Origin of the sequence: Streptomyces monomycini (assembly GCF_022271435.1) — a bacterium.
GTDB classification, from domain to species: Bacteria; Actinomycetota; Actinomycetes; order Streptomycetales; family Streptomycetaceae; genus Streptomyces; species Streptomyces monomycini.
Genome location: NZ_JAFIQY010000012.1, coordinates 102,358 through 121,419 on the forward strand (window position 1 = coordinate 102,358; position 19,062 = coordinate 121,419).

14 protein-coding genes and 1 pseudogene are annotated in these 19,062 nt (G+C 73.4%); 4 read left to right on the top strand and 11 right to left on the bottom strand.

Annotation, left to right across the window (positions count from 1 at the left end):
* Positions 1-36: 36 nt before the first annotated feature.
* Positions 37-723, top strand: a complete 687-nt coding sequence (locus JXZ78_RS16585; protein WP_275127847.1) for a non-oxidative hydroxyarylic acid decarboxylases subunit B — start codon at positions 37-39, stop codon at positions 721-723.
* A gap of 92 nt (positions 724-815) precedes the next feature.
* Positions 816-2,285, top strand: a complete 1,470-nt coding sequence (locus JXZ78_RS16590) for a UbiD family decarboxylase (RefSeq protein WP_050502280.1) — start codon at positions 816-818, stop codon at positions 2,283-2,285.
* A gap of 26 nt (positions 2,286-2,311) precedes the next feature.
* Here the strand turns inward: JXZ78_RS16590 and JXZ78_RS16595 are convergent, their stop codons facing one another.
* Both JXZ78_RS16595 and JXZ78_RS16600 read right to left on the bottom strand, forming a co-directional pair.
* Positions 2,312-5,539 (bottom strand): amino acid adenylation domain-containing protein, encoded by a 3,228-nt coding sequence (locus tag JXZ78_RS16595; RefSeq protein WP_050502294.1) that lies wholly within the window; start codon positions 5,537-5,539, stop codon positions 2,312-2,314.
* Between the two features lie 514 nt (positions 5,540-6,053).
* Positions 6,054-6,344: pseudogene (locus tag JXZ78_RS16600) on the bottom strand (RraA family protein); the annotation flags it as partial.
* 286 nt (positions 6,345-6,630) lie between these two features.
* On the opposite strand from JXZ78_RS16600, the gene JXZ78_RS16605 reads away from it, so the two are divergent.
* A complete protein-coding gene (locus JXZ78_RS16605; RefSeq protein ID WP_030019167.1) occupies positions 6,631-7,590 on the top strand; it encodes a D-2-hydroxyacid dehydrogenase family protein in 960 nt (319 codons plus the stop codon).
* A 165-nt stretch (positions 7,591-7,755) separates the two neighbouring features.
* On the opposite strand, the gene JXZ78_RS16610 is transcribed toward JXZ78_RS16605, so the two are convergent.
* The 4 genes from JXZ78_RS16610 to JXZ78_RS16625 all read right to left on the bottom strand — a co-directional run bounded on the left by JXZ78_RS16610 (position 7,756) and on the right by JXZ78_RS16625 (position 12,097).
* Positions 7,756-8,208 (bottom strand): peptidoglycan-binding domain-containing protein, encoded by a 453-nt coding sequence (locus tag JXZ78_RS16610; RefSeq protein WP_030019168.1) that lies wholly within the window; start codon positions 8,206-8,208, stop codon positions 7,756-7,758.
* 324 nt (positions 8,209-8,532) lie between these two features.
* Positions 8,533-9,753, bottom strand: a complete 1,221-nt coding sequence (locus JXZ78_RS16615) for a thiopeptide maturation pyridine synthase (RefSeq protein WP_030019169.1) — start codon at positions 9,751-9,753, stop codon at positions 8,533-8,535.
* Complete coding sequence (locus JXZ78_RS16620) at positions 9,750-10,790, bottom strand: thiopeptide-type bacteriocin biosynthesis protein (RefSeq protein ID WP_030019170.1); 1,041 nt, start codon at positions 10,788-10,790, stop codon at positions 9,750-9,752. The genes JXZ78_RS16615 and JXZ78_RS16620 overlap by 4 nt, the downstream gene beginning before the upstream one ends.
* A gap of 230 nt (positions 10,791-11,020) precedes the next feature.
* Positions 11,021-12,097, bottom strand: a complete 1,077-nt coding sequence (locus JXZ78_RS16625) for a glutamate--cysteine ligase 2 (RefSeq protein ID WP_030019171.1) — start codon at positions 12,095-12,097, stop codon at positions 11,021-11,023.
* Between the two features lie 239 nt (positions 12,098-12,336).
* Here JXZ78_RS16625 and JXZ78_RS16630 point away from each other — a divergent pair, with 239 nt between their 5' ends.
* Positions 12,337-13,149: an alpha/beta fold hydrolase gene (locus tag JXZ78_RS16630; RefSeq protein WP_030019172.1), complete on the top strand. Its 813-nt coding sequence runs from the start codon at positions 12,337-12,339 to the stop codon at positions 13,147-13,149.
* A gap of 88 nt (positions 13,150-13,237) precedes the next feature.
* Here JXZ78_RS16630 and JXZ78_RS16635 read toward each other — a convergent pair whose 3' ends face one another.
* The 5 genes from JXZ78_RS16635 to JXZ78_RS16655 form a co-directional block, all read right to left on the bottom strand.
* Positions 13,238-14,797 (bottom strand): AMP-binding protein, encoded by a 1,560-nt coding sequence (locus JXZ78_RS16635; protein ID WP_050502281.1) that lies wholly within the window; start codon positions 14,795-14,797, stop codon positions 13,238-13,240.
* 252 nt (positions 14,798-15,049) lie between these two features.
* Positions 15,050-15,745, bottom strand: a complete 696-nt coding sequence (locus tag JXZ78_RS16640; protein ID WP_030019174.1) for a DUF305 domain-containing protein — start codon at positions 15,743-15,745, stop codon at positions 15,050-15,052.
* 233 nt (positions 15,746-15,978) lie between these two features.
* Positions 15,979-16,653, bottom strand: coding sequence for a CBS domain-containing protein (locus tag JXZ78_RS16645; RefSeq protein WP_030019175.1), 675 nt, complete (start codon positions 16,651-16,653; stop codon positions 15,979-15,981).
* 179 nt (positions 16,654-16,832) lie between these two features.
* A complete protein-coding gene (locus tag JXZ78_RS16650; RefSeq protein WP_030019176.1) occupies positions 16,833-17,279 on the bottom strand; it encodes a cyclic nucleotide-binding domain-containing protein in 447 nt (148 codons plus the stop codon).
* Positions 17,280-17,454: 175 nt separating this feature from the next.
* On the bottom strand, positions 17,455-19,023 hold the full coding sequence (locus tag JXZ78_RS16655; protein WP_238783167.1) for an ABC transporter ATP-binding protein: 1,569 nt from the start codon (positions 19,021-19,023) through the stop codon (positions 17,455-17,457).
* Positions 19,024-19,062: the final 39 nt, after the last annotated feature.

The following is a 19,062-nucleotide window of genomic DNA, read 5'->3' on the forward strand; positions in this document are numbered from 1 at the left end:
ACGGCAGCACCCGTACACGGACGACATGAGGGACACATGGCAGACACCGCGGACAGGACAGACATGATCGGCGGCGGCAGCGCCGCACCGGCGCGGCTCGTGGTCGGCATCACGGGGGCGACGGGCGCCGTGCTCGGCGTACGGCTGCTGGAGCAGCTGCGCGCGCACGGCGGCGTGGAGACCCACCTGGTGATCAGCCGATGGGCGCGCAGCACCATCGAGTGGGAGACCTCGATGAGCGTGCGCGAGGTCGGCGCACTCGCCGATGTCGTCCACAGCCCGGAGGACCAGGGCGCGGCGATCTCCTCCGGCTCGTTCCGGGTGGACGGCATGGTGATCGCCCCGTGCAGCATGAAGACGCTGGCGGCGATCCGCATGGGCTACGCCGACGGTCTGATCGCCCGCGCCGCCGACGTCACCCTCAAGGAGCGCCGCAAGCTGGTGCTGGTGCCGCGGGAGGCGCCGCTGAGCGAGATCCACCTGGACAACATGCTCACGCTGGCCCGGATGGGCGCGGTGATGCTGCCGCCGGTGCCCGCCTTCTACCAGCACCCGGCCACGGTCGACGACATCGTGGAACACACGGTGACCCGGGTGCTCGACCAGTTCGGCATCGACACGCCCAAGGCGTACCGCTGGAGCGGGATGTACGCGGCCCGTCAGCAGGCCCGCGCCGCGGAGGGGCACCGCGCGGCACCGGCGCCCGCCCCCGGCCGTCCCTGACCACCTCCGTTCACCTGACCACCCCCGTTCCTGCCGCCCCCGCTCCGCCCTGCCCTGTCCCGCCCCCACCCGCAAAGGATGAGCAGCCGCCCATGAAGCACCTCACCAGCCTCCGTGACTACCTGGACGCCCTGGCCGAACTCGACGACCTGCGCGTGATCGACGACGAGGTGGACCCCGTACTGGAGATCGGCGCGATAGCCCGCTACGCCACCGAGCACCAGGCCCCGGCCCAGCTGCTCTCCCGCATCCGCGGCTGCCGCCCCGGCTTCCGGGTGCTCGCCGCGCCCGCCGCGCTGAGCAGCCGGCCGGGAGCGCCCTACGCGCGACTCGCGCTGTCACTGGGCCTCGACCCGGACACGCCGCCGCGGAAGCTGATGGACGGCCTGGTCGCCGCGCAGTCGGCACCGCCCGTACCGCCCGTCGTCCTGGACTCCGGCCCGTGCCAGGAGAACGTCCTGCTCGGCTCCGACATCGACCTCACCCAGCTGCCGTTCCCGCTGCTCCACCAGGGCGACGGCGGCCGGTACGCCAACACCGTCGGCACGTTCGTACTGCGCAGCCCGGACCGCAAGTGGACCAACTGGGGCATCGCGCGCGCCATGCTGCACGACGCGCGCCGCATCGTCGCCTTCACCGGCTCGCCGCAGCACATCGGCGTCATCGACGACATGTGGCGGGCACGCGGCGAGCGGACGCCCTTCGCGCTGGTCCTGGGCGCCGAGCCGGCCGTTCCGCTGGTGTCGACCATGTCGCTGCCCGAGCACGTCGACGAAGCGGCGTACCTGGGCGCCTACTTCGGCGAGCCGGTCGAGGTCGTACGGTGCAAGACCGTCGACCTCGAAGTGCCCGCCACCGCCGAGATCGTCGTCGAGGGGTACATCGACCACGACGAACTGCTGCCGGAGGGACCGATGGGGGAGTTCGCCGGCTACGTTCCCGAGGGGAGCTGGTCGCTGCCCGCCTACCACGTCACCGCGGTCACCCACCGCGACGACCCCGTCATGCCGGTGGTGTGCGCGGGCAAGCCGGTGGACGAGGACCACACCCTGATCGGCCTGACCCACTCGGCCCGCTGGACCCACTACCTGCGCGAGGCCGGCATCCCGGTGGCCGCCGCCTGGATGATCCCGGAGACCGCCGTGCACGTGCTGGCCGTCACCGTCGACCCGGACTGGCGCGAGCGGACGTCGTTCACGTCGTCGCAGGAGCTGTGCCGGGCAGTCGGCGAGGCCGTCGACGCCTTCCCGCACGGCGGCTGGTGGGTCACCCGGATCATGGTCCTGGACAGCGACATCGACCCGACGGACGTCCGTGACGTGCTGTGGGGTTTCGCGACCCGCTCACACCCCACCGACGGCATCCACGTCCTGCCCGACACCGCGATCATGCACCTGATGGTCTGCTACCACGAGAAGGAACGGGGGTCCGGCACCGGGCCGACCGTCGTCTTCGACTGCGTCCGCGAGGACGAACTGAACAGCACGGCCTTCGCGGACAACTACCCGGCCGACGTGCAGCGCCGCACCTTCGAACTCCTGGCGGGCGCCCGCCCGCTGTGAGCCCCCCCCGCGCCCCCGCCGCCGGCTCACTCGCCGGCGCGGGGGAGCGGCGGGGGCAGGAAGCCACTGGAGCGGAAGAAGGCGAGGTAGCGGTCGAGGAGGGCGGCGTCGGTGGGCGGGCAGCGCAGTCCGCTGTCCCGCAGGCCCCGTTCGGTGTTCGCGCGTCCGAGCCGTGGGAAGACGTCATCGAGGTACATCTCCTTCACGCTGATGTCGGACTTGTTGCTGCGGTCCACACAGAGCGAGACGAACGGGGCCGTGGGGCTGCCGGGGTTGCGCGCGACATGCCGTACCAGCTCCGCCACCCAGGCGTCGTACGGCAGTTCGCGGATGCCGTAGCCCGCCGCCCGCATCCGGTCCACCATGTCGGCGAGGCGGGCCGGCCGGGGGTTGGTGAGGTGGTAGGTGCGGCCGTCGGCCGGTTCGCGGGTCGCCAGGTGCACCACGGCGGCGGCCACATGGTCGACCGGCACGAAGTCCAGCGGCAGCGGCACGTCCGGCGCCAGGCCCGTCTCCGCGATGACGCGGAACAGTGAGCTGATGGCCGTCTCGGTGTTGCAGATGCCGGTGTGCTCCTCGCCGGTGACCTCGTACGGGCGGTGCACCGCCACCGGCAGCCCCGCCTCCGCCGCCTCCGCGAGCATCCGCTCGGCCACCCACTTGCTCTCCGCGTACCCCATCGACAGGTGGTCGGCGTGGGCCGGCAGGGTGTCCTCGTCCACCTCCCGCACCCCGGCGGTGCCGAATCCCGCGAGCACCGCGACGGTGGACAGGAAGTGCAGCGGGACGCGCCGCCCGGCGGCCAGCCGGACCAGTTCCCGGGTGCCGCCGACGTTGGCAGCGCGCAGCGCGGCGTACGGGTGCAGGAAGCTGACGTGTGCCCCGGCGTGCAGGATCAGGTCGGCGGTCTCGCCCAGCTGACCGAACCGCGCTTCCGTCAGTCCCAGGCGCGGGACGGTCAGGTCGGCCGGGAAGCAGGTCAGCCGCTGCTCGTACGGGGACAGGTCCAGGCCGTACCGAGCGGCGTTGGAACACACCCGGCGCCGCGCGTGCGCCGCGTCCCGGGCCCGTACGGGGCACAGCAGCTCGGCGCCGGTGACCCGCGCGAGCCGGTCGAGCAGGAACGCGCCTATGTAGCCGGTGGCGCCGGTGACCAGGACGCGCGCCGGGTCGCGTGGGCGGGGAAGAGGCCCCCGCACCGGCGGCAATCGCAGCCCGAGACGCGCTTCCCGCAGGAAGTCCGCCTCCGACGCGGGCGCGGGGCCGGTCCGGCGGCCGGCCCGGCTGTCCCGCAGCGCCCGGTCCACCGCCGCCGTGTACGCGCCGAGCGTCGGCGACCGCAGCAGACTGCGTACGAGGAAGGTGCCGTGCGCCGCGTCCATGTGCAGTGCGGTCATGGTCCTGGTGGTCACCTCGGCGACGAGCAGCGAGTCGCCGCCGAGGGCGAAGAAATCGTCGTCGGGAGCGGGCCGGACGCGCAGGACGTGCTCCCAGACGCCGGCGAGCACGGCCGCCGGACCGCCGCTTCCGGCAGCCGCGGCATCCGGCTCCTCCAGGCGCGGTTGCTCGTTTGCGTTCGCATGACCGTTCCCGGTCGCACGCGTTTGCCCGGCGGGCACCGCCGACCGTGCGAGCAGGGCACGCCGGTCGACCTTTCCGGCCCCGGTGACCGGGAAGCGGTCCAGGACGTGGATGCGCCCCGGCACGGCGGGCGCGGGCAGCCAGGACCCCAGGTAGGCGCGCACCTGATCGGCCGGGACCGCCGCGCCGGGGCGGGCCGGCGTCACGAAGGCCACCGGCTGGGCGCGCGGCCCCTCCCCGTCGATCTCCACCACGGCCTCCGCGACCGTCTCGTGCGCGCGCAAACGCGCCTCGACCTCGTCCAGTTCCACGCGGAAACCGCGCAGTTTGACCTGCCGGTCGCGGCGCCCCCGGTACTCCAGCGTGCCGTCCGGCCGCCACCGGGCGCGGTCACCCGTGCGGTACAGGCGCCCGCCGGGGCGGGGCCCGAACGGGTCGTCGAGGAAGCGTTCGGCGGTCAGCGCCGGGTCGTTGAGGTACCCGATGGCGATGCCGTCGCCCCCGACGAGCAGTTCACCCTCCTCGCCCGGCCCGGCGGGGGTGCCGTCCTCGCGGAGCACATGGCAGGTCGAGTTGGGAAAGGGACGGCCGATGGGCACGGCGGCCGCGTCGGCGGGCAGCTCCCGTACGACGTACGCGCTGGAGACGACGCTGTTCTCGGTGGGCCCGTAGAAGTTGACCAAGGTGGTCCCGGGGCAGGCGGACAGCACCCGGCGGCACAGCCGCGGGTCGAGCGCCTCGCCGCCCGCCGAGACGAACCGCAGGCTGCGCAGCGCCTCCGGCCGGGTGCGGGCCACGTGATGCAGCACCCCCGCGGTCAGGAACGCCACCGCCACGTCCTCCTCGCGCAGCAGCCGCTCCAGCGCGTCCACGGACAGCAGGTGTTCCCGCTCGGCGACGACGAGGCAGGCGCCGGACAGCAGCGCCGTCCAGATCTCGATCGTCGAGGCGTCCGAGGAGCAGCTGTACGCGTGCAGCACCCGTTCGCCGGGTGCCGGAGGCGACAGCCAGGAGCCGGAGGCGGCCAGCCGCACGACGCCGCGGTGCGGGACGGCCACCGGCTTCGGGCGGCCGGTCGAGCCGGAGGTGAACATGACGTAGGCGCAGTCCTCCGGGGTGACGGTCACGCCTGGTGGGGAGGGGGCACCGGCCGGTGGCGCGGGGGTTCCGGCCGGTGGGTCGGGGGCTTCGGCCGGGGCGTCCGCTGCCGGGGCCGGCGCGGCGAGACCGCCGTCCACACAGGCCCGCAGTCTGCGCACCCGGCTCGTGCTGCCCGGCAGCGCGACGGCCACCCGTACGTCCGCCTCCTCGGCCATCGCACGCAACCGGGCGGGCGGGTACGCGTCGTCCAACGGTACGTACGCCGCGCCGCACTTGACGACGGCGAGGAACGCCACCAGCGCCTCGGGGCACCGGCCGCCGAGCACACCGACCGTACTGCCGGTACGGACACCGGCGGTCAGCAGCCGCCGGGCGAGGGCGTCGGAGTGCCGGCTCAGCTCGCCGAAGGTCAGGGTGCGGTCGCCGTGCCGGACGGCGGGCGCCCCGGGGGCGGCCAGCGCCCGCTCCTCGAACAGCTCGTGCAGGCAGCGGTCGCGGGGGTACGGCGTGGCCGTGTCGTTCCAGGGTGCGTGCCGGTCCGGCCGGCCGGGCACCTGGGAGGGTCGCAGCATGGTCAATACCTCGGAACGGTCGGAGTACCGCGGTCGGAGCGCCCGGACGGCCGGGGCGCGCGGTTCCGGGCGGAACCGGGTGGCCCGGGTCGGCTGAAGGCGGTGGGAGAGGAGCCGGAGGCAGCGGTGCGGCACCGCGCGAGCCGCGTCCGGACGGTCCCGCCGGCGGTGGACCGGCCGGCCTCGTGGCCGGGCCGCGCCGGGGCCGGACGCCCGTCTCGGTGTGCCTTCCATGTCACCCGGAAAGCGGGTGCATTAGGCACTTACCCAGCAATCCGCTGCCGCTGTTCACTCTTGCGGATGATGCGGAACGTTCCGGTCAGCAAAGTTGAGCCGCGTCGTGAGCGGTGTACCACCGCCCGTACCGCGATGCGCCCCACGGCGGGGGAGATACGACCTGGACGAGGGGTTTGCGAGCGGTGCCGGATGCGCGGAAAGCGTGGCGGGGGCCCGGCAGCGGCGCACGATGGGGGCGGGGCGCCGACACGGTGAGCCGGCGCCCCGCAGGGGTTGCTCAGCCCGTGAAGCTTTGCCCCCGCAGGATGGTGTCGATCCGGTCCCGGTGGGCCGCTTCCCGGTCGGCGAGGGTCGCGGCGGCCTCCTTGGCCAGCTTCTTCTCCGCGTCGAGGAGTACTTCGTCCCGGCGGTCCGCGGGAGTGACCACGACGCCCTCCTCGTCGGCCACCACGATGTCGCCGGACCGTACGGTCACGCCGCCGCAGCGCACCGGGCCGTTGAGCGGCGCGACGGCCGCCTTGGTGCCCGGAACGGGGATGACGCCGCGCGCGTACACGGGGAAGCCCGCCGCCACGTCGCTGAAACCTGAGATGTCGTTCAGGCACTCCTTCTCTCGGCTCCGGAGCCCGGTGCCGCCGGGTCCGGCCGGGCCCCGCCACACTCACGGAGGACGGGCCGCGCCGGGCCGCCGGCCACCGGAGCCGTACGGGGCCGTACGGAGCCGCCTCGGCTCCCGTGTCCGCCGGCCCGAACGCCCCCCGTTCCCATGCGCTTCCGCCCGCCGTAATGTGATCATCCTGCCGCGTGCTCCCCGGGGCGCGCCCCCACGTATCGCACCTACGGAGACGACTGCCGTGCCCCTGCGCTGTGCCGTGCTCGACGACTTCCAGGACATCGCCACGACGGCGGCCGACTGGACCCCCGTCCAGGACCGTGTGGACGTCGTCTCCTTCACCCGGCACTTCGCCACCGAGGACGAACTGGCGGCGGAGCTGGCCGGTTTCGACATCGTCGTCACCCTGCGCGAACGGGTCCCCTTCCCGGCCTCCCTCTTCGCCCGGCTGCCCCGGCTCCGGCTCCTGGTCGCCTCCGGCCTGCGCAACTCCGTGATCGACTTCGCCGCGGCGGCGGAGCACGGGGTCACCGTGTGCGGCACACAGAGCGCCTCCACCCCGCCCGTCGAGCTGACCTGGGCACTGCTCCTGGGCCTCGCCCGCGGTGTGGCGGCCGAGAGCGCCGCGCTGCGCCGGGGCGGCCCGTGGCAGTCCACGGTCGGCACCGACCTGCACGGCCGGCGACTCGGACTGCTCGGACTGGGCAAGATCGGCAGCCGGGGCGCCCAGGTCGGTACGGCCTTCGGCATGGACGTGGTGGCCTGGAGCCAGAACCTCACCGAGGAGCGGACCGCCGAGGTCGGCGTCGGCCGCGCGGCGAGCAAGGAGGAACTCCTCGCCACCAGCGACTTCGTCTCGGTCCACCTGGCGCTGGGGGACCGCACCCGGGGCCTGCTCGGCGCCCCCGAGCTGGCGCTGCTCAAGCCGACCGCGTACCTGGTGAACACGTCCCGGGCGGCCGTCGTCGACCAGGACGCCCTGCTCGCCGCACTGCACGAGGGCCGGTTCGCCGGCGCGGGCATCGACGTCTTCGACACCGAGCCGCTGCCCGCCGACCACCCGGTACGCACCGCGCCCCGGCTGCTGGCCACGCCCCACCTCGGCTACGTGACCTGGGACAACTACCGTACGTACTACGGCCAGGCGGTCGAGGACATCCAGGCGTACCTGGCGGGCTCACCGGTCCGCGTGCTCGGGTGACGACGGACCGGCGGCTCCACCGGACCGGCGATCCCCTGGACCGGCGGCCCCACGGGACCGGCCGCCCCCCTGCACCGGCGGGCACCGGCCCCGCACACCCGATCGGGCGGCGCGCCTGGCCGGCGCGCCGCCCGACGGCGTCAGTTCACCTCCGGAGCCGTGGCTCTAAAGGGCGTTGGCGAACCGCTTGAACGCGGCCTTGGTCTTCGTCCCGGGGTCCCCGTCGATCTTGCCGGTGTAACCCCAGCTGTCCTTCAGCAGGCGCTGCAGCGCCTTCACCGTGTTGACACCGGGCTTCCCGTCGATCGCGCCCTGGTACTTCCAGTACTTCTTGAGGCAGCGCTGGAACGCCTTCCAGCTCTCGGTGCCCAGCGCCCCGTCGATCTGCCCGCGGTACTGCCAGTGCTTCTTCAGCCAGCCCTGGACCTTCCTGGCCTGTGCGGCGCTCAGTCCGAGGTTGTTCACCGCGAGCGGTGTGACGGCCTCGGCCGTCACCGCGGGCTGCGCGGCCGGCGCGGACGCGGCGAAGCTCGCGCCCGCCCCCGCCAGGCCGCCGGCGAAGATCCCCACGGCGGCGGTGACACTGACGAGGGTCCTCGTCACAGCATTGGGTCGCATTCCTTTTCCCCCTTCGGGTTCCGGGGGCACCGCCCGACCCGCCCGGCGCGTACGTCACCGGACGCCTCGGCGCTCCCCCTCATGGCCGTACGGCGCAGCGGCGGCCCTGGTGGTGGTGCTCCCCGTCCGCCCCGGCGCGGTACGGGAAGAAGCTATCCGCCGGAGCGGCGCCCGGCGTCAGCCCACGAGTTGAGACCGGCGCAACCAGAAGCCGACATCCGCGCTCCACCGACCGCGGTAACGGCGGCGGATGTACAACCCCCGCGGTACTGACCACCCGGAACGGAACGTCACTCGGAACGGAACGTCACTCGGAACGGGACGTCACTCCACGGTGCCCGCGCCCTCGGCCCGTCCGTCGGCCCACTCCTTGCTCAGCCGGGACCACTCGGGGGCGGCCGCGGTGGGGGAGGAGGACACGACATGACGGCGGAAGGCGTCTTCCGCGGTGACGCCGTGCACCGTTTCGACCGTGTTCGCCGCCAGGTGGCACAGCAGGCCGCGGTCCACCGGTTTCAGCCCGAGGCGGTTGAGGTGGATGTAGAGGTAGTTGACCACCAGCCGGAAGGAGGCGAACCAGTGGTCGTCGCGGAGGAAGCCGTCGTGGCCGTGGTCGGTCTGCAGGAGCCGGTGGAAATCGCTGAGCTGCCGGGTCGGCAGCCGGGGGGCCAGGCCGGCGCCGCTGAGCGTCAGCTCGCCCGACTCCAGCAGCGGGTACGCGACACGCTGGCACCGGCGTACGGCCTCGGCCCACTCCCGTACGAACGGCACGGTGGCGCCCGCGTCCGCGGCCTCGGTGGAGCCGGGCTCCGCGGACAGGACGGACTCCACCGTACGCAGCCGGGTGGTCAGCGCGTCGGCCTGCCGCCGGTACCGCTCGTCGAAAGCGGCCCGGTAGCCGGCCGGGTCGTGGGTGCGGGACAGGAACGCGTCGGCGTGCGACCGCAGGGACAGGAAGCCGCGGGCGAGCGGCGCGCCGCCCTCGTCGAACGGGACGGCGGCCACCGACGCGGTGGTCCACATCAGGTCCAGCGCCAGTACGGGCAGGGCGCCCCCGCCCCGCAGGTGCTCGTACATCGCGAACGCCAGGTCGTTCGTGTCGCTCAGGAAATCGGCCAGCACCTCGCTGCCCCGCATCGAACCCAGCACCGGCAGCCGGTGGTCGTAGGGCTGTTCGAGCACGGTGTTGTCCGGTACCCAGGGGTGCCGGGGGCCGGTCTCCATCTCCAGTTCCGCCAGCCGCTCGTGCACCGGCGCGAGCGCGTCCTCGTCCAGCCGGACCGTGGAGGGGTGGTCGCGGACGTACGTCTCCAGCGCTGTGACGACCCGCGGGCGTACGTGCGAGGACCACTCCTCGGCCGTGGTACGGAAGTTCAGACGCAGGTGCGGGCCGCGCAGCCAGTGCCGGCCGAACCAGGCGCCGTCGACCGACGCCCGGACGGCTTCGAAGGCCGGGCGGACGGCGTCCAGTACGAGCGCGGGCTCGGTGCTCTCGTCGTGGTGGTGGACGTGGATGCTGTGCCACTCGGCGGACGCCCCGCTCATGAGGCGGTCAGCGCCTCGGGCAGTTCGGCGAGGACCCGGCCGACGAGGAACCGCACCTGGCTCTCCTGCCACAGGGTCAGTCCGAGCCGGTTGTTGACCAGGTGACCGCTGCGCAGCAGCACCAGGCTCGTGGCGGGATGCGCGGTCTCGGCCAGTTCGAGCGGCCCGACGAGCGGTGAGTCCGTCCACTCGTTGGTGAAGCTGCCCGCGTCCTCCAGCTCGTGGAGCGCGTCCCGCAGCCGGCGCAGGGACGCCATCCAGTACGCGCGGGGGTCCGCGCCCGCGCCGGTGAGCGCCTCCTCGGGCGCGGTCGCCAGCCGCCAGACGCGCCGGGCGCGCTCCTGGAGCTGCGCCTGCTGGGCGCGGTACCGCGGCCCGACGTCCTCGGCCTCCGGGCCGCTGCCGAAGGGCAGGGGCGGGCCCCCGTTGCGCGACCACCGGTCGCGGACCTCGTCGAGGAGCGCGAACACCCCGACGACCAGGTCGAACGCCAGCATCGCGCGCTGTTCGACGGTCGCGCCGGTGCCGACGACGGACAGGGCCAGCTCGCTGGACTCGCGGAAGTGCCGCTCCACGGCGGCGATGGCGGTGCGGTACCCGAAGTCGGAGTTCTCCCGCTCGTACGGCCGGAACTCCAGGGAGTTGTTGGGCCGCACCTCCTCGTGCTGATCCTGGTCGGACCGGCCCTCCAGGCTGGCCAGCCCCTCGGAGACCTGGGCGAAGCGCGTACGGTCCACGACGTCGGGGGACGGGCTGGCCTCCAGGAACGCGCGGACGTGCTGTCCGGTCAACCGCTCGATCGCGGCGCGGTCGGCGGTACGGGCCGGGAGAAAGCGCAGCCGGACGTGCGGGCCGCCCTCCCAGTACCGCAGGAAGAACCACCGCTGCACGAAACCGTCGTCGGTCAGCCGTGCGACCAGCGGGCGGACGACCTCGGTCAGCAGCGCGTCCTGGCCGGTGTCGTAGAAGATGTGCGCGCCCACCCAGTCCGCGCCCTCCGCGGTACCGGGGTCCAGCCGGTCGCTACCGGTCAGCATCTCGCCTCCGTCGATCGTCGGTTGCCGGCTCCGGCGGGGCAGGAACCGGCCATCCCGATTGTCGGGCGGCGGTCGGGCGACGGTCTTCACGGTACGACCACGGGGTGACCGAAGAACGGACCGAAGGCCACCGCAGAGGCACCACAGACCACCGCGGAGGCACCACAGGCCACCACGGGGCACCGGAGCCCGACCGCAGGCCGGGGCCTCGATACGCGGCCACGCGGCCGTCACAGCGTCGTGAGCCGTACACACTCCTCGACGACCGCCCGCAGGCTGCCCGTACGGCGCAGCCGCTCCCGCTGGATGTGCGCTCCGTTGCCGCGGCCCATCAGGGTGTCCAGGCGCTCCTTGGCGAGCCCCAGGTCACCGGAGTCCTCCAGCGCCTCGCCGACATGGTCGAGCAGGGCGCGGACCACGGCCTCGGCGGGCGCCGGGGTCCAGGTGAGCGGGTGGATGAGGCGGCCGGACAGCCCGGACCGGCCGGCCCGCCAGGTCGCCAGCCGCAACAGGCCGATCCCGGCCGGGTCCGGCGGCTCGCCCGCGCGCCACGCGCGGGCCGCGGTCTCCACCAGCCCGCGGGTGAGAGCGGCGATCAGCACCGTGTCGTCGGATTGCAGGCAGACGTCGGCCACCCTGATCTCGACGGTGGGGTAGTGCCGCGACAGCCGGGCGTCGAAGTAGATCATGCCCTCGTCCAGCAGGGTCGCGGTCGCCAGCATCTCCTGCACCCGCCGGTGGTAGTTCTCCGCGCAGCCGAACAGCTCCACCGGCCCGGACGACGGCCAGCGGCCCCACACCCGGCTCCGGTAGCTGCTGTACCGGGTGTCCTTGCCCTGCCAGAAGGGCGAGTTGGCGCTCAGGGCGAGCAGCGTCGGCAGCCACGGGCGGATGCGGTCCAGCACGGCCACGCCCTCGTCGTCCGACTCGACGGACACATGGATGTGGCAGCCGCAGGCGAGCTGTTCCTGCGCGGTGCGGCCGAACTCCTCGGCCAGCCGCTGGTACCGCTCGTCGAAATTGAGGGACGGGACGACGGGCAGCGGCGAGGTGGCCAGGGCCACCAGTTCCGTACCGGCCCGGCGGGCCTGGCGCGCCGCCTCGCCGCGCCAGTGGGCGACCTCCGCCGCCAGGTCCTCCATCAGCAGCCGGGGGCGGGTCGCGATCTCCAGCTGCTCGCGGTGCAGTTCCTTGTCCAGGGTGGAATCGGCCGGGGCCGAGGCCAGTACGGTCCCGGAGGCAGCTCGCGGCTGCCCTGAGTGCGGGTCCACCAGGAGAAGCTCTTCTTCCACTCCCACACTCCGCATACGACAGCCTCTCTCGACCGGCGACGGTCAGCAGGACGGCTTTTTCGTGTCTGCTGACATGGGAAACGCTCGCGCGACATGGCACAAGGGGTCGGGCGGCCACGGAGTGGCGCGATGCGGGCGGGCGCGGGCGGCCGCGTCCACAGGCCGGTGCGCGGTCGGTCGGACACCCGCACAAGCCGGGCCGTACCTGCTCTGATGGAGGGGCACGGGACGCGGCGGACGAAGGGGGCGGGCCCATGCCGGTGGTGCGGACCAACGGGATCAGTCTCGACTACGAGGAGTACGGTGCCGGGGAGCCGGTCGTGATGGTCACCGGGACCGGCGCGCCGGGACGGGTGTGGCGTGCGCACCAGGTGCCCGCCCTGACCGCGGCCGGGTACCGGGTGATCACGTTCGACCACCGGGGCCTCGCGCCGGACGGTGCGTCCGAACAGCCCTTCACCCTCGACGACATGGCGGCCGACCTAGCCGGTCTGCTGGCCCACGTCAGCCCCGGACCCTGCCGCGTGGTGGGCTTCTCGCTGGGCTCGGTCGTCGTGCAGGAACTGCTCGTGGCCCGGCCGGAGCTGGTCCGCAGGGCCGTGCTGATGGCGACCATCGGCCGGGCGGACACACTGGTCCGCGCCATGGCGGCGGCCGAGATCGACCTGTGCGACAGCGGGGTCGCGCTCCCGCCCCGGTACGCGGCGTACGTCCAGGCGTTGCAGTACCTGTCGGGGGAGACGCTCGGCGATCCGGACCGGCTGCGCGGCTGGCTGGACGTGTTCGAGATGACGGCGACGGTGAGTTTCGCCGGCCTGCGCGGGCAGCTCGGACTTCAGGTGATCGAGGACCGGCGGGCCGCCTACCGGCACATCCGGTGTCCGTGTCTGGTCGTCGGATTCGCGGACGACCGGGTCGTCAGGCCGCGGCTGGCCGAGGAAGTGGCCGCGTGCATTCCCGGCTGCCGGTACACCGAGATATCCGGGTGCGGCCATTTCGGCTATCTGGAAAAGCCCGGTCCGGTGAATTCCGCGATCATTGATTTCTTCGCGGAACCGGACCGCTGAAGGGGTGCCGGCGAAAGAGCCGGAACATCCGGTCCCGGCCTTTTCGGCCGGCGGCGGCCGGGACCGGTACGGGCCGTACCCGGCCCGTTCACGCGCCGAGTACGGCCCGGATGCGCTTCTTGTCCGGCTTGCCGACCGGTGTCAGCGGGATCTCGGTGACCAGGTGCAGCCCGGTGGGCGCGTACATCGCACCCTTGTGGCGGGTGACGAAGCCCCGCAGCCGGTCCAGGTCCAGCGAGTGTTCCGGCGCGGGGACGACCGCGACGTGCACCTCCTCGCCGGCGTCCGCGCGGCGCACGCCGAACGCCGCGCAGTGGGCGACGGCCGGGTGGGTGAGCAGCAGGTCCTCCAGCTCGCTGGTGTAGACGTGGCCGCCCACCACGATGATCATGTCCTTGAGCCGGTCGACGAGGTACAGATAGCCCTGGTGGTCGAGGTAGCCCAGGTCGCCGGTGTGCACCCACCCGTCCCGCAGCACCTCGGCGGTGAGGCCGGGCTGCTTCCAGTAGCCGGTCATGGCCTGGCCGGAACGGACCCGGATCTCGCCCACCGACCCGACGGGGACGGGCGCGCCCCGCTCGTCGTGGATGACGACCTCGACGCCCGGGATCACCCGGCCCACCGTGGCCTGCCCCTCCGGGGACATGTTCCGGTGCTCGTCCGGGCCGATGACGGTGATGTGGCCCGCCTCGGACTGGCCGTAGCCGCCGAACAGCACCGCGCCGAAGGCCTCGTGCGCCTGCCGCAGCCGTGTCGGTGAGGCGGCGCAGCCGCCGTAGGTGATCCGCTGGACGCTGGACAGGTCGGTGCCGGCCAGGCCGGGGTGGTCGAGCAGGCGGTAGATCAGCGGGGGCAGCAGCCACAGGTGGGTGATGCGCTCGCGCTCGACGGCGGCGAGCACCTCGCCGGGGTCGAAGGCGTGCTGGAGCACGACGGAGCCGCCGGCCAGGAAGGTGGCGTCGGCGATGTTGCCGGCCACGTGCGCGAGGGTGGTGCAGGCCAGGAAGCGCGGCGGCTCGCCCGCGCCGAGGGAGCCGAAGGCGAGCATGTCCTGGTAGGGGCCGTGCGCCATGCGCACACCCTTGGGGACGCCGGTGGTGCCGCCGGTGTGGCGTATGCACCAGTCGTCCTCGGGGCGCGCCGCGCTCCGAACGGGACGGGGCTCGTGGCGTGCGGCACGCGCGAGCAGGTCCTGGCCGTGCGGGCCGGGGCCGAAGGAGAGGACGTACGGGGGCCGGGCGCGGGCGAGCAGGCTCTCGGTGGCGTCCGGCAGGTCCGGGTCGATCAGCAGCAGCTCGGTGTCGACGCTCTCCGCGATGTGGGCGAGCGTCTCGGGGGCCATGCCCTGGTACAGGAAGACGGCCCGGGCGCCGAGCAGATTGGCGGCGTACCGCGCGGTGAGGGCCTCCGGCCGGTTCCCGGAGAGCAGAGACACGGTGCTGCCGCGCCCGATGCCCCAGCCGGACAGCTCCCGCGCCATGCGGTACACGCTGTCGCGGAATTCCCCGGCGGTGACCTCCCGGCCGTCCGCCGTGGTGATGACGGGACGGTCCGGAGTTTCCGCCAGGACGGCGAGGAGGGATTCGACGTAGGAGCGGAAGCCGTGCGTCGGGGAATTCACCTCTGCGGCAAGGAATTCGGTGGTCATGAAGTATGTCTCCCTACTGATGTAGGCGATTACCACTTCTCGGTAAGTTAACAACTGGTTGCCGTATGAAGGTGTCCTGCCGATGAACAGCGTGTGATGTCTGAAAAGTGTCTGGCGTGGCGCGCTTGCTCATGCATGGAGGGGCTGAGGTGCGGTACGGCATGACGTACGCCACACGGCCCGGGCGGTCTCCCCTCGGTGGGACGGCAGGGGAGGCCCGGGCCGTGTGCCGGTGTGCCGTGGCGGGGCGGGTCAGCGGGACGAGAGCCGGTCGCGGACCGCCTTGAGCTGGGCCACCTGCGCCGACTGGCTCCGTACGACGGAGTCGGCGAGCTGCTTCGCGCCCGTGTCCCGGCCCAGTTTGCGCTCGGTGCGCGCCATCTGGATCGCGCCTTCGTGGTGGCTGATCATCATCTCGGTGAACTTCCGGTCGAAGGCGGCGCCCTCGGCGTCCTTCAGGGCGGCCATGTCCTGGTCGGACACCATCCCGTCCATGTCCGACTCGTCCCGTCCGACCTGCCCGTGGTCCATGCCGTGCGGACTGTGCTCGGCGGAGGGCGACCCCGGGTCGCCGGAGCCGGTCGCCGCCGCCTCCGGCTCGCCCCAGGACCGCAGCCACCCTCGCATGGTGGCGATCTCGGCGGTCTGCTCCTTCGAGATCGCCGCCGCCAGGCTCTTGACCTCCTGGTCGGAGGCGCGGGCACCGGCCGGTTCCGTCATCTCCACGGCCTGCCGGTGGTGCGGGATCATCCGCTGCATGAACCGTACGTCCGCGTCGTTGTGCGCGGCGTCCGTGCGAGAACCGCTGGGGGACGCCGCGGCGGAGCCGCTCGCCGTCCGCGGCCCGCCGCCGTCGTCGCCGCCGCAGGCCGCAAGGGCCAGCGCCCCGGCGGCAAGGGCACCGGCCAGTGCGGTACGGCGACAGGGAAGTCGCTCGCGTCGATGCATGATGCGCCCACCTCGATCTCTCTGCGCGCGGAGAACACCCCGCGCGCGCGTCGGCCTACGCCCGCATTACCGACACGCGCGGAGAAGCGAAGCGCACGGCGACGCGGCACGCCGCGAAGTGATGAGGGGAGGGGCACGTGGTTGACCGGGACGCGGGGCTGAGGCCGGCCGTCGCGCGGTGTCACGAGGACGAGGAGGGGCGGCCGGCCGTCGCCGCCCGCCCCTCCCGCGCTTCAGGGGCTGCCGTCGCCCCTGAGCCGCATGTCGACGTCGACCACCCCTTCGACGGCCCGGGCGAGACGCGCGGCCACCGGTATGAGCGAGGTGTCGGCGATGGCCCCGGCGAGGGTGACGATGCCCTCGGACACCTCCACCCGCACCTCCTGCCGCCGGGACGCGAAGAGCTGGCCGACGACCGTCCGCCGCACCTCCTCGGCGATGTCGTCGTCCTCGCGCAGGAAGACCTTGAGGAGGTCGCTGCGGCTGACGACTCCTTCGAGCCTGCCGAGGGCGTCCACCACCGGCATCCGTTTGATCCGGTACCAGGCCATGGTGCGGGCCGCCTGGGCGAGGCTGGCGTCCGCGTGCACGGTGACGGCGGGCGCCGTCATCAGCTCGTCGGCGGTGACACCGCCGGACTTGATCAGGGCGTCCAGGACGCGCATCTGCTCGATGCGTGAGGGGGTGTGGTCGCGGAACTCCTCCTTGGGCAGCAGATCGGCCTCGGACACCACACCGACCACCCGTCCCTCCCCCTCGACGACGGGCAGGGCGCTGACCTTCCACTGCTCCATCGTGCGGACGATCTCCTTGAAGGGGGCGGCACGGCCGATACTGATCACGGTGTGGGTCATCACGTCGCCGACGGTGCGGGGGCTGTTGTTCGCCGGCGTCACGGGCTCCTGCATCACGGACTCCTTCAGCGCGGGCTCCTTCCCCCCAGGGTTGTGCATCTCGGGCCCGTGCACCACACACCCGTCCACCGGCCCGCAGCCGGGGCCGGCGGCGTGAGGAGGATCCGCCGGCCCCGACGGCCGAAACCTGTGCCCGGGCCCCGGGCGCCCGGCCAGGGCCCGGACACAGGTGGTCAGCGCACGCCGCTCCCGTACGGGCCGAAGAGGTCGAGCAGCCGGGTCCGCGCGCACCGCAGCCGGTCCCCGATCACCTGGGAGTACCGGAGCACCAGCGCGTGCCCGAGCGCGGGGTCCTCCTCGCACAGCGCCCGTATCTCCCGCGCGTCGAACTCCCAGGCCCGTACGGGGCTCAGCGTCTCCGCGCCCAAGTGCCAGCTGTACGGCGGAAACAGCCAGGACCAGCCGAGCAGGTCGCCCGGGTGCAGCGTCTCGACGACCGCGGCGCGGCGGCCCGGTACCCGGAGGTCGAGCTGGACCGTTCCGGTACGCAGGATCCAGAAGCGGTCGGCCTTCCGGTCCTCCTCTAAGATCCGTGTCCCGGCAGGGAAGGACACCTCCCGGGCCCGTGCCATCAGCCGCTCACGGTGTTCCGCGGGCAGTGCACCGAGCCGTGCGTTCATCGTCCTCACCGCCCCACCTCCCCTTCCTGCGTGGCACCGGAGCCCGCGGCCGTACCGGGCGGGCCCTTCGGGACCAGCGGTTCCCATGTCCCAAGGATCCGCCGGGGGCGGGCGCTCCGGGACGGGCCGAACAGCCCCTTCACCGGGCCGAACAGCCCTCCTGGGCCGATTTTTCTCAGGCCGAGGCGGCGCCTTCGCGGCGGGCCGCGGGCCGGACGACGCGTCCGGCCCGCAGGAGGTGGACGGTGTCGGTGCGGGCGGCCACCAGGTCCAGTTGGTGGCTGACCAGGACGAGCGTCAGCCGGCGTTCGGCGCGCAGGCGGGTGAGCAGGTCCAGGACCGCGGTGGCGGTCGCCGGGTCGAGGGCGGAGGTGACCTCGTCGCACAGGAGGAGGTCCGGTTCGGTGGCGAGGGCACGGGCTATGGAGGCGCGTTGGCGCTGCCCGCCGGAGAGTTCGTGTGGGTAGCGGCGGGCGAAGTCGCGGGGGAGGCCGACGGCTTCGAGGAGAGTGCCGACCCGTTCGGGCAGGTCCGGGGCGGCGACGACGCGATGGAGCCGGAGCGGGCGAGTGAGGGTGGCGCCTATGGTGCGCGAGGGGTTGAGAGCGCCCAGAGGGTTCTGCGGGACGAACTGGATGCGCCGTTGCTGGTCGCGGCTGCGCCGGCGGGCGTTGGCGGGCAGTGGCCGGCCGTTCCAGGTCAGGCTGCCGGTCTGCGGAACCTGGAGGCCGGCGAGCGTCCGCAGGAGGGTCGTCTTGCCGCACCCGGACGGGCCGGTGATGCCGGTGGCGGAGCCGATGGGGATGTGGAGACCGGCGCCCACCAGGGCGTGGTGGGTGTGGCCGCGGTGGGTGAAGGCGACGTGCAGGTTGTCGGCGTACAGACCGCCGGGGGCAGTCGTGGCCCCCTCGACCGAAGCCGAAGCCGAAGCCGAAGCCGAAGCAGGAGCCGGAGTCGAAGCAGGAGCAGACACGGGGGCCGAGGCCGGGGCTGGGGCCGAGGCAGCAGCGGACCGGCCCGGCGGACGGCTCTGCGCGGGCAGTGCCGCGGCGACGGGTCCGTACGGAGCAGCCCCGCCCCCGGCGTCCAAGGCGATCACCGAATCGGCACAGGCCTCGACCACCTGCGGATCGTGGCTGGCCATGATGACGGCGAGACCGTGTGCGGCGGCCAGCCGCCGCAGCAGCGCGGTGATGTCGTCGCGCAGGTCCGCGTCGAGTCCGGCGGTGGGCTCGTCCAGCAGCAGCACGTCGGGCCGCCGGGCGAGGGCGCGGGCCAGCGCGAGCCGTCGCTGCTGCCCGCCGGACAGGGCGCCGGGGCGGTGATGGGCGAGCGGAGTGGGCAGACGGCACTCGGCCATGACCCGTTCGACGGCCTCGGGCGAGGCGTCGGCGGCCAGTTCGGTGATCAGGCGGCGGGCCGTCATCCGGGGGTCGAGGGCCGACCCCGGGTCCTGGCCCACGTAGGCGACGTGCCGGCGGCGCAGGGTGCGCAGCGCCCCGGGCGCGAGCGCCATCACGTCCTGCCCCAGCACGTCGATGCTGCCGGACGTGACGCGCGCTCCCTGCGGCAGCTCACCGATCACGGCGCGCAGCAATGTCGTTTTGCCGGAACCGGACGGTCCGGTGAGGGCGGTGATCCGGCCGCCGTGCAGGCGGAGGCTGGTGCGGCGCAGGAGCAAGGGGCCGGAGACGAGGCCGATTTCGAGGCCGGTGACGGTGACGGGCGGCGGGGAGTCGGGCACGGCGGAGTCCTGGGGAGCGGGCGCGCGAGCGCGGGGCGG

Excerpts from the sequence above, each read along its gene's own strand:
- JXZ78_RS16640 (WP_030019174.1), bottom strand. The coding sequence starts at position 15,745 with ATGCATCGACGCGAGCGACTTCCCTGTCGCCGTACCGCACTGGCCGGT.
- JXZ78_RS16645 (WP_030019175.1), bottom strand. The coding sequence starts at position 16,653 with ATGCAGGAGCCCGTGACGCCGGCGAACAACAGCCCCCGCACCGTCGGC.
- JXZ78_RS16635 (WP_050502281.1), bottom strand. The coding sequence starts at position 14,797 with ATGACCACCGAATTCCTTGCCGCAGAGGTGAATTCCCCGACGCACGGC.
- JXZ78_RS16590 (WP_050502280.1), top strand. The coding sequence starts at position 816 with ATGAAGCACCTCACCAGCCTCCGTGACTACCTGGACGCCCTGGCCGAA.
- JXZ78_RS16615 (WP_030019169.1), bottom strand. The coding sequence starts at position 9,753 with ATGAGCGGGGCGTCCGCCGAGTGGCACAGCATCCACGTCCACCACCAC.
- JXZ78_RS16650 (WP_030019176.1), bottom strand. The coding sequence starts at position 17,279 with ATGAACGCACGGCTCGGTGCACTGCCCGCGGAACACCGTGAGCGGCTG.
- JXZ78_RS16595 (WP_050502294.1), bottom strand. The coding sequence starts at position 5,539 with ATGCTGCGACCCTCCCAGGTGCCCGGCCGGCCGGACCGGCACGCACCC.
- JXZ78_RS16585 (WP_275127847.1), top strand. The coding sequence starts at position 37 with ATGGCAGACACCGCGGACAGGACAGACATGATCGGCGGCGGCAGCGCC.
- JXZ78_RS16620 (WP_030019170.1), bottom strand. The coding sequence starts at position 10,790 with ATGCTGACCGGTAGCGACCGGCTGGACCCCGGTACCGCGGAGGGCGCG.
- JXZ78_RS16630 (WP_030019172.1), top strand. The coding sequence starts at position 12,337 with ATGCCGGTGGTGCGGACCAACGGGATCAGTCTCGACTACGAGGAGTAC.
- JXZ78_RS16625 (WP_030019171.1), bottom strand. The coding sequence starts at position 12,097 with ATGCGGAGTGTGGGAGTGGAAGAAGAGCTTCTCCTGGTGGACCCGCAC.
- JXZ78_RS16610 (WP_030019168.1), bottom strand. The coding sequence starts at position 8,208 with ATGCGACCCAATGCTGTGACGAGGACCCTCGTCAGTGTCACCGCCGCC.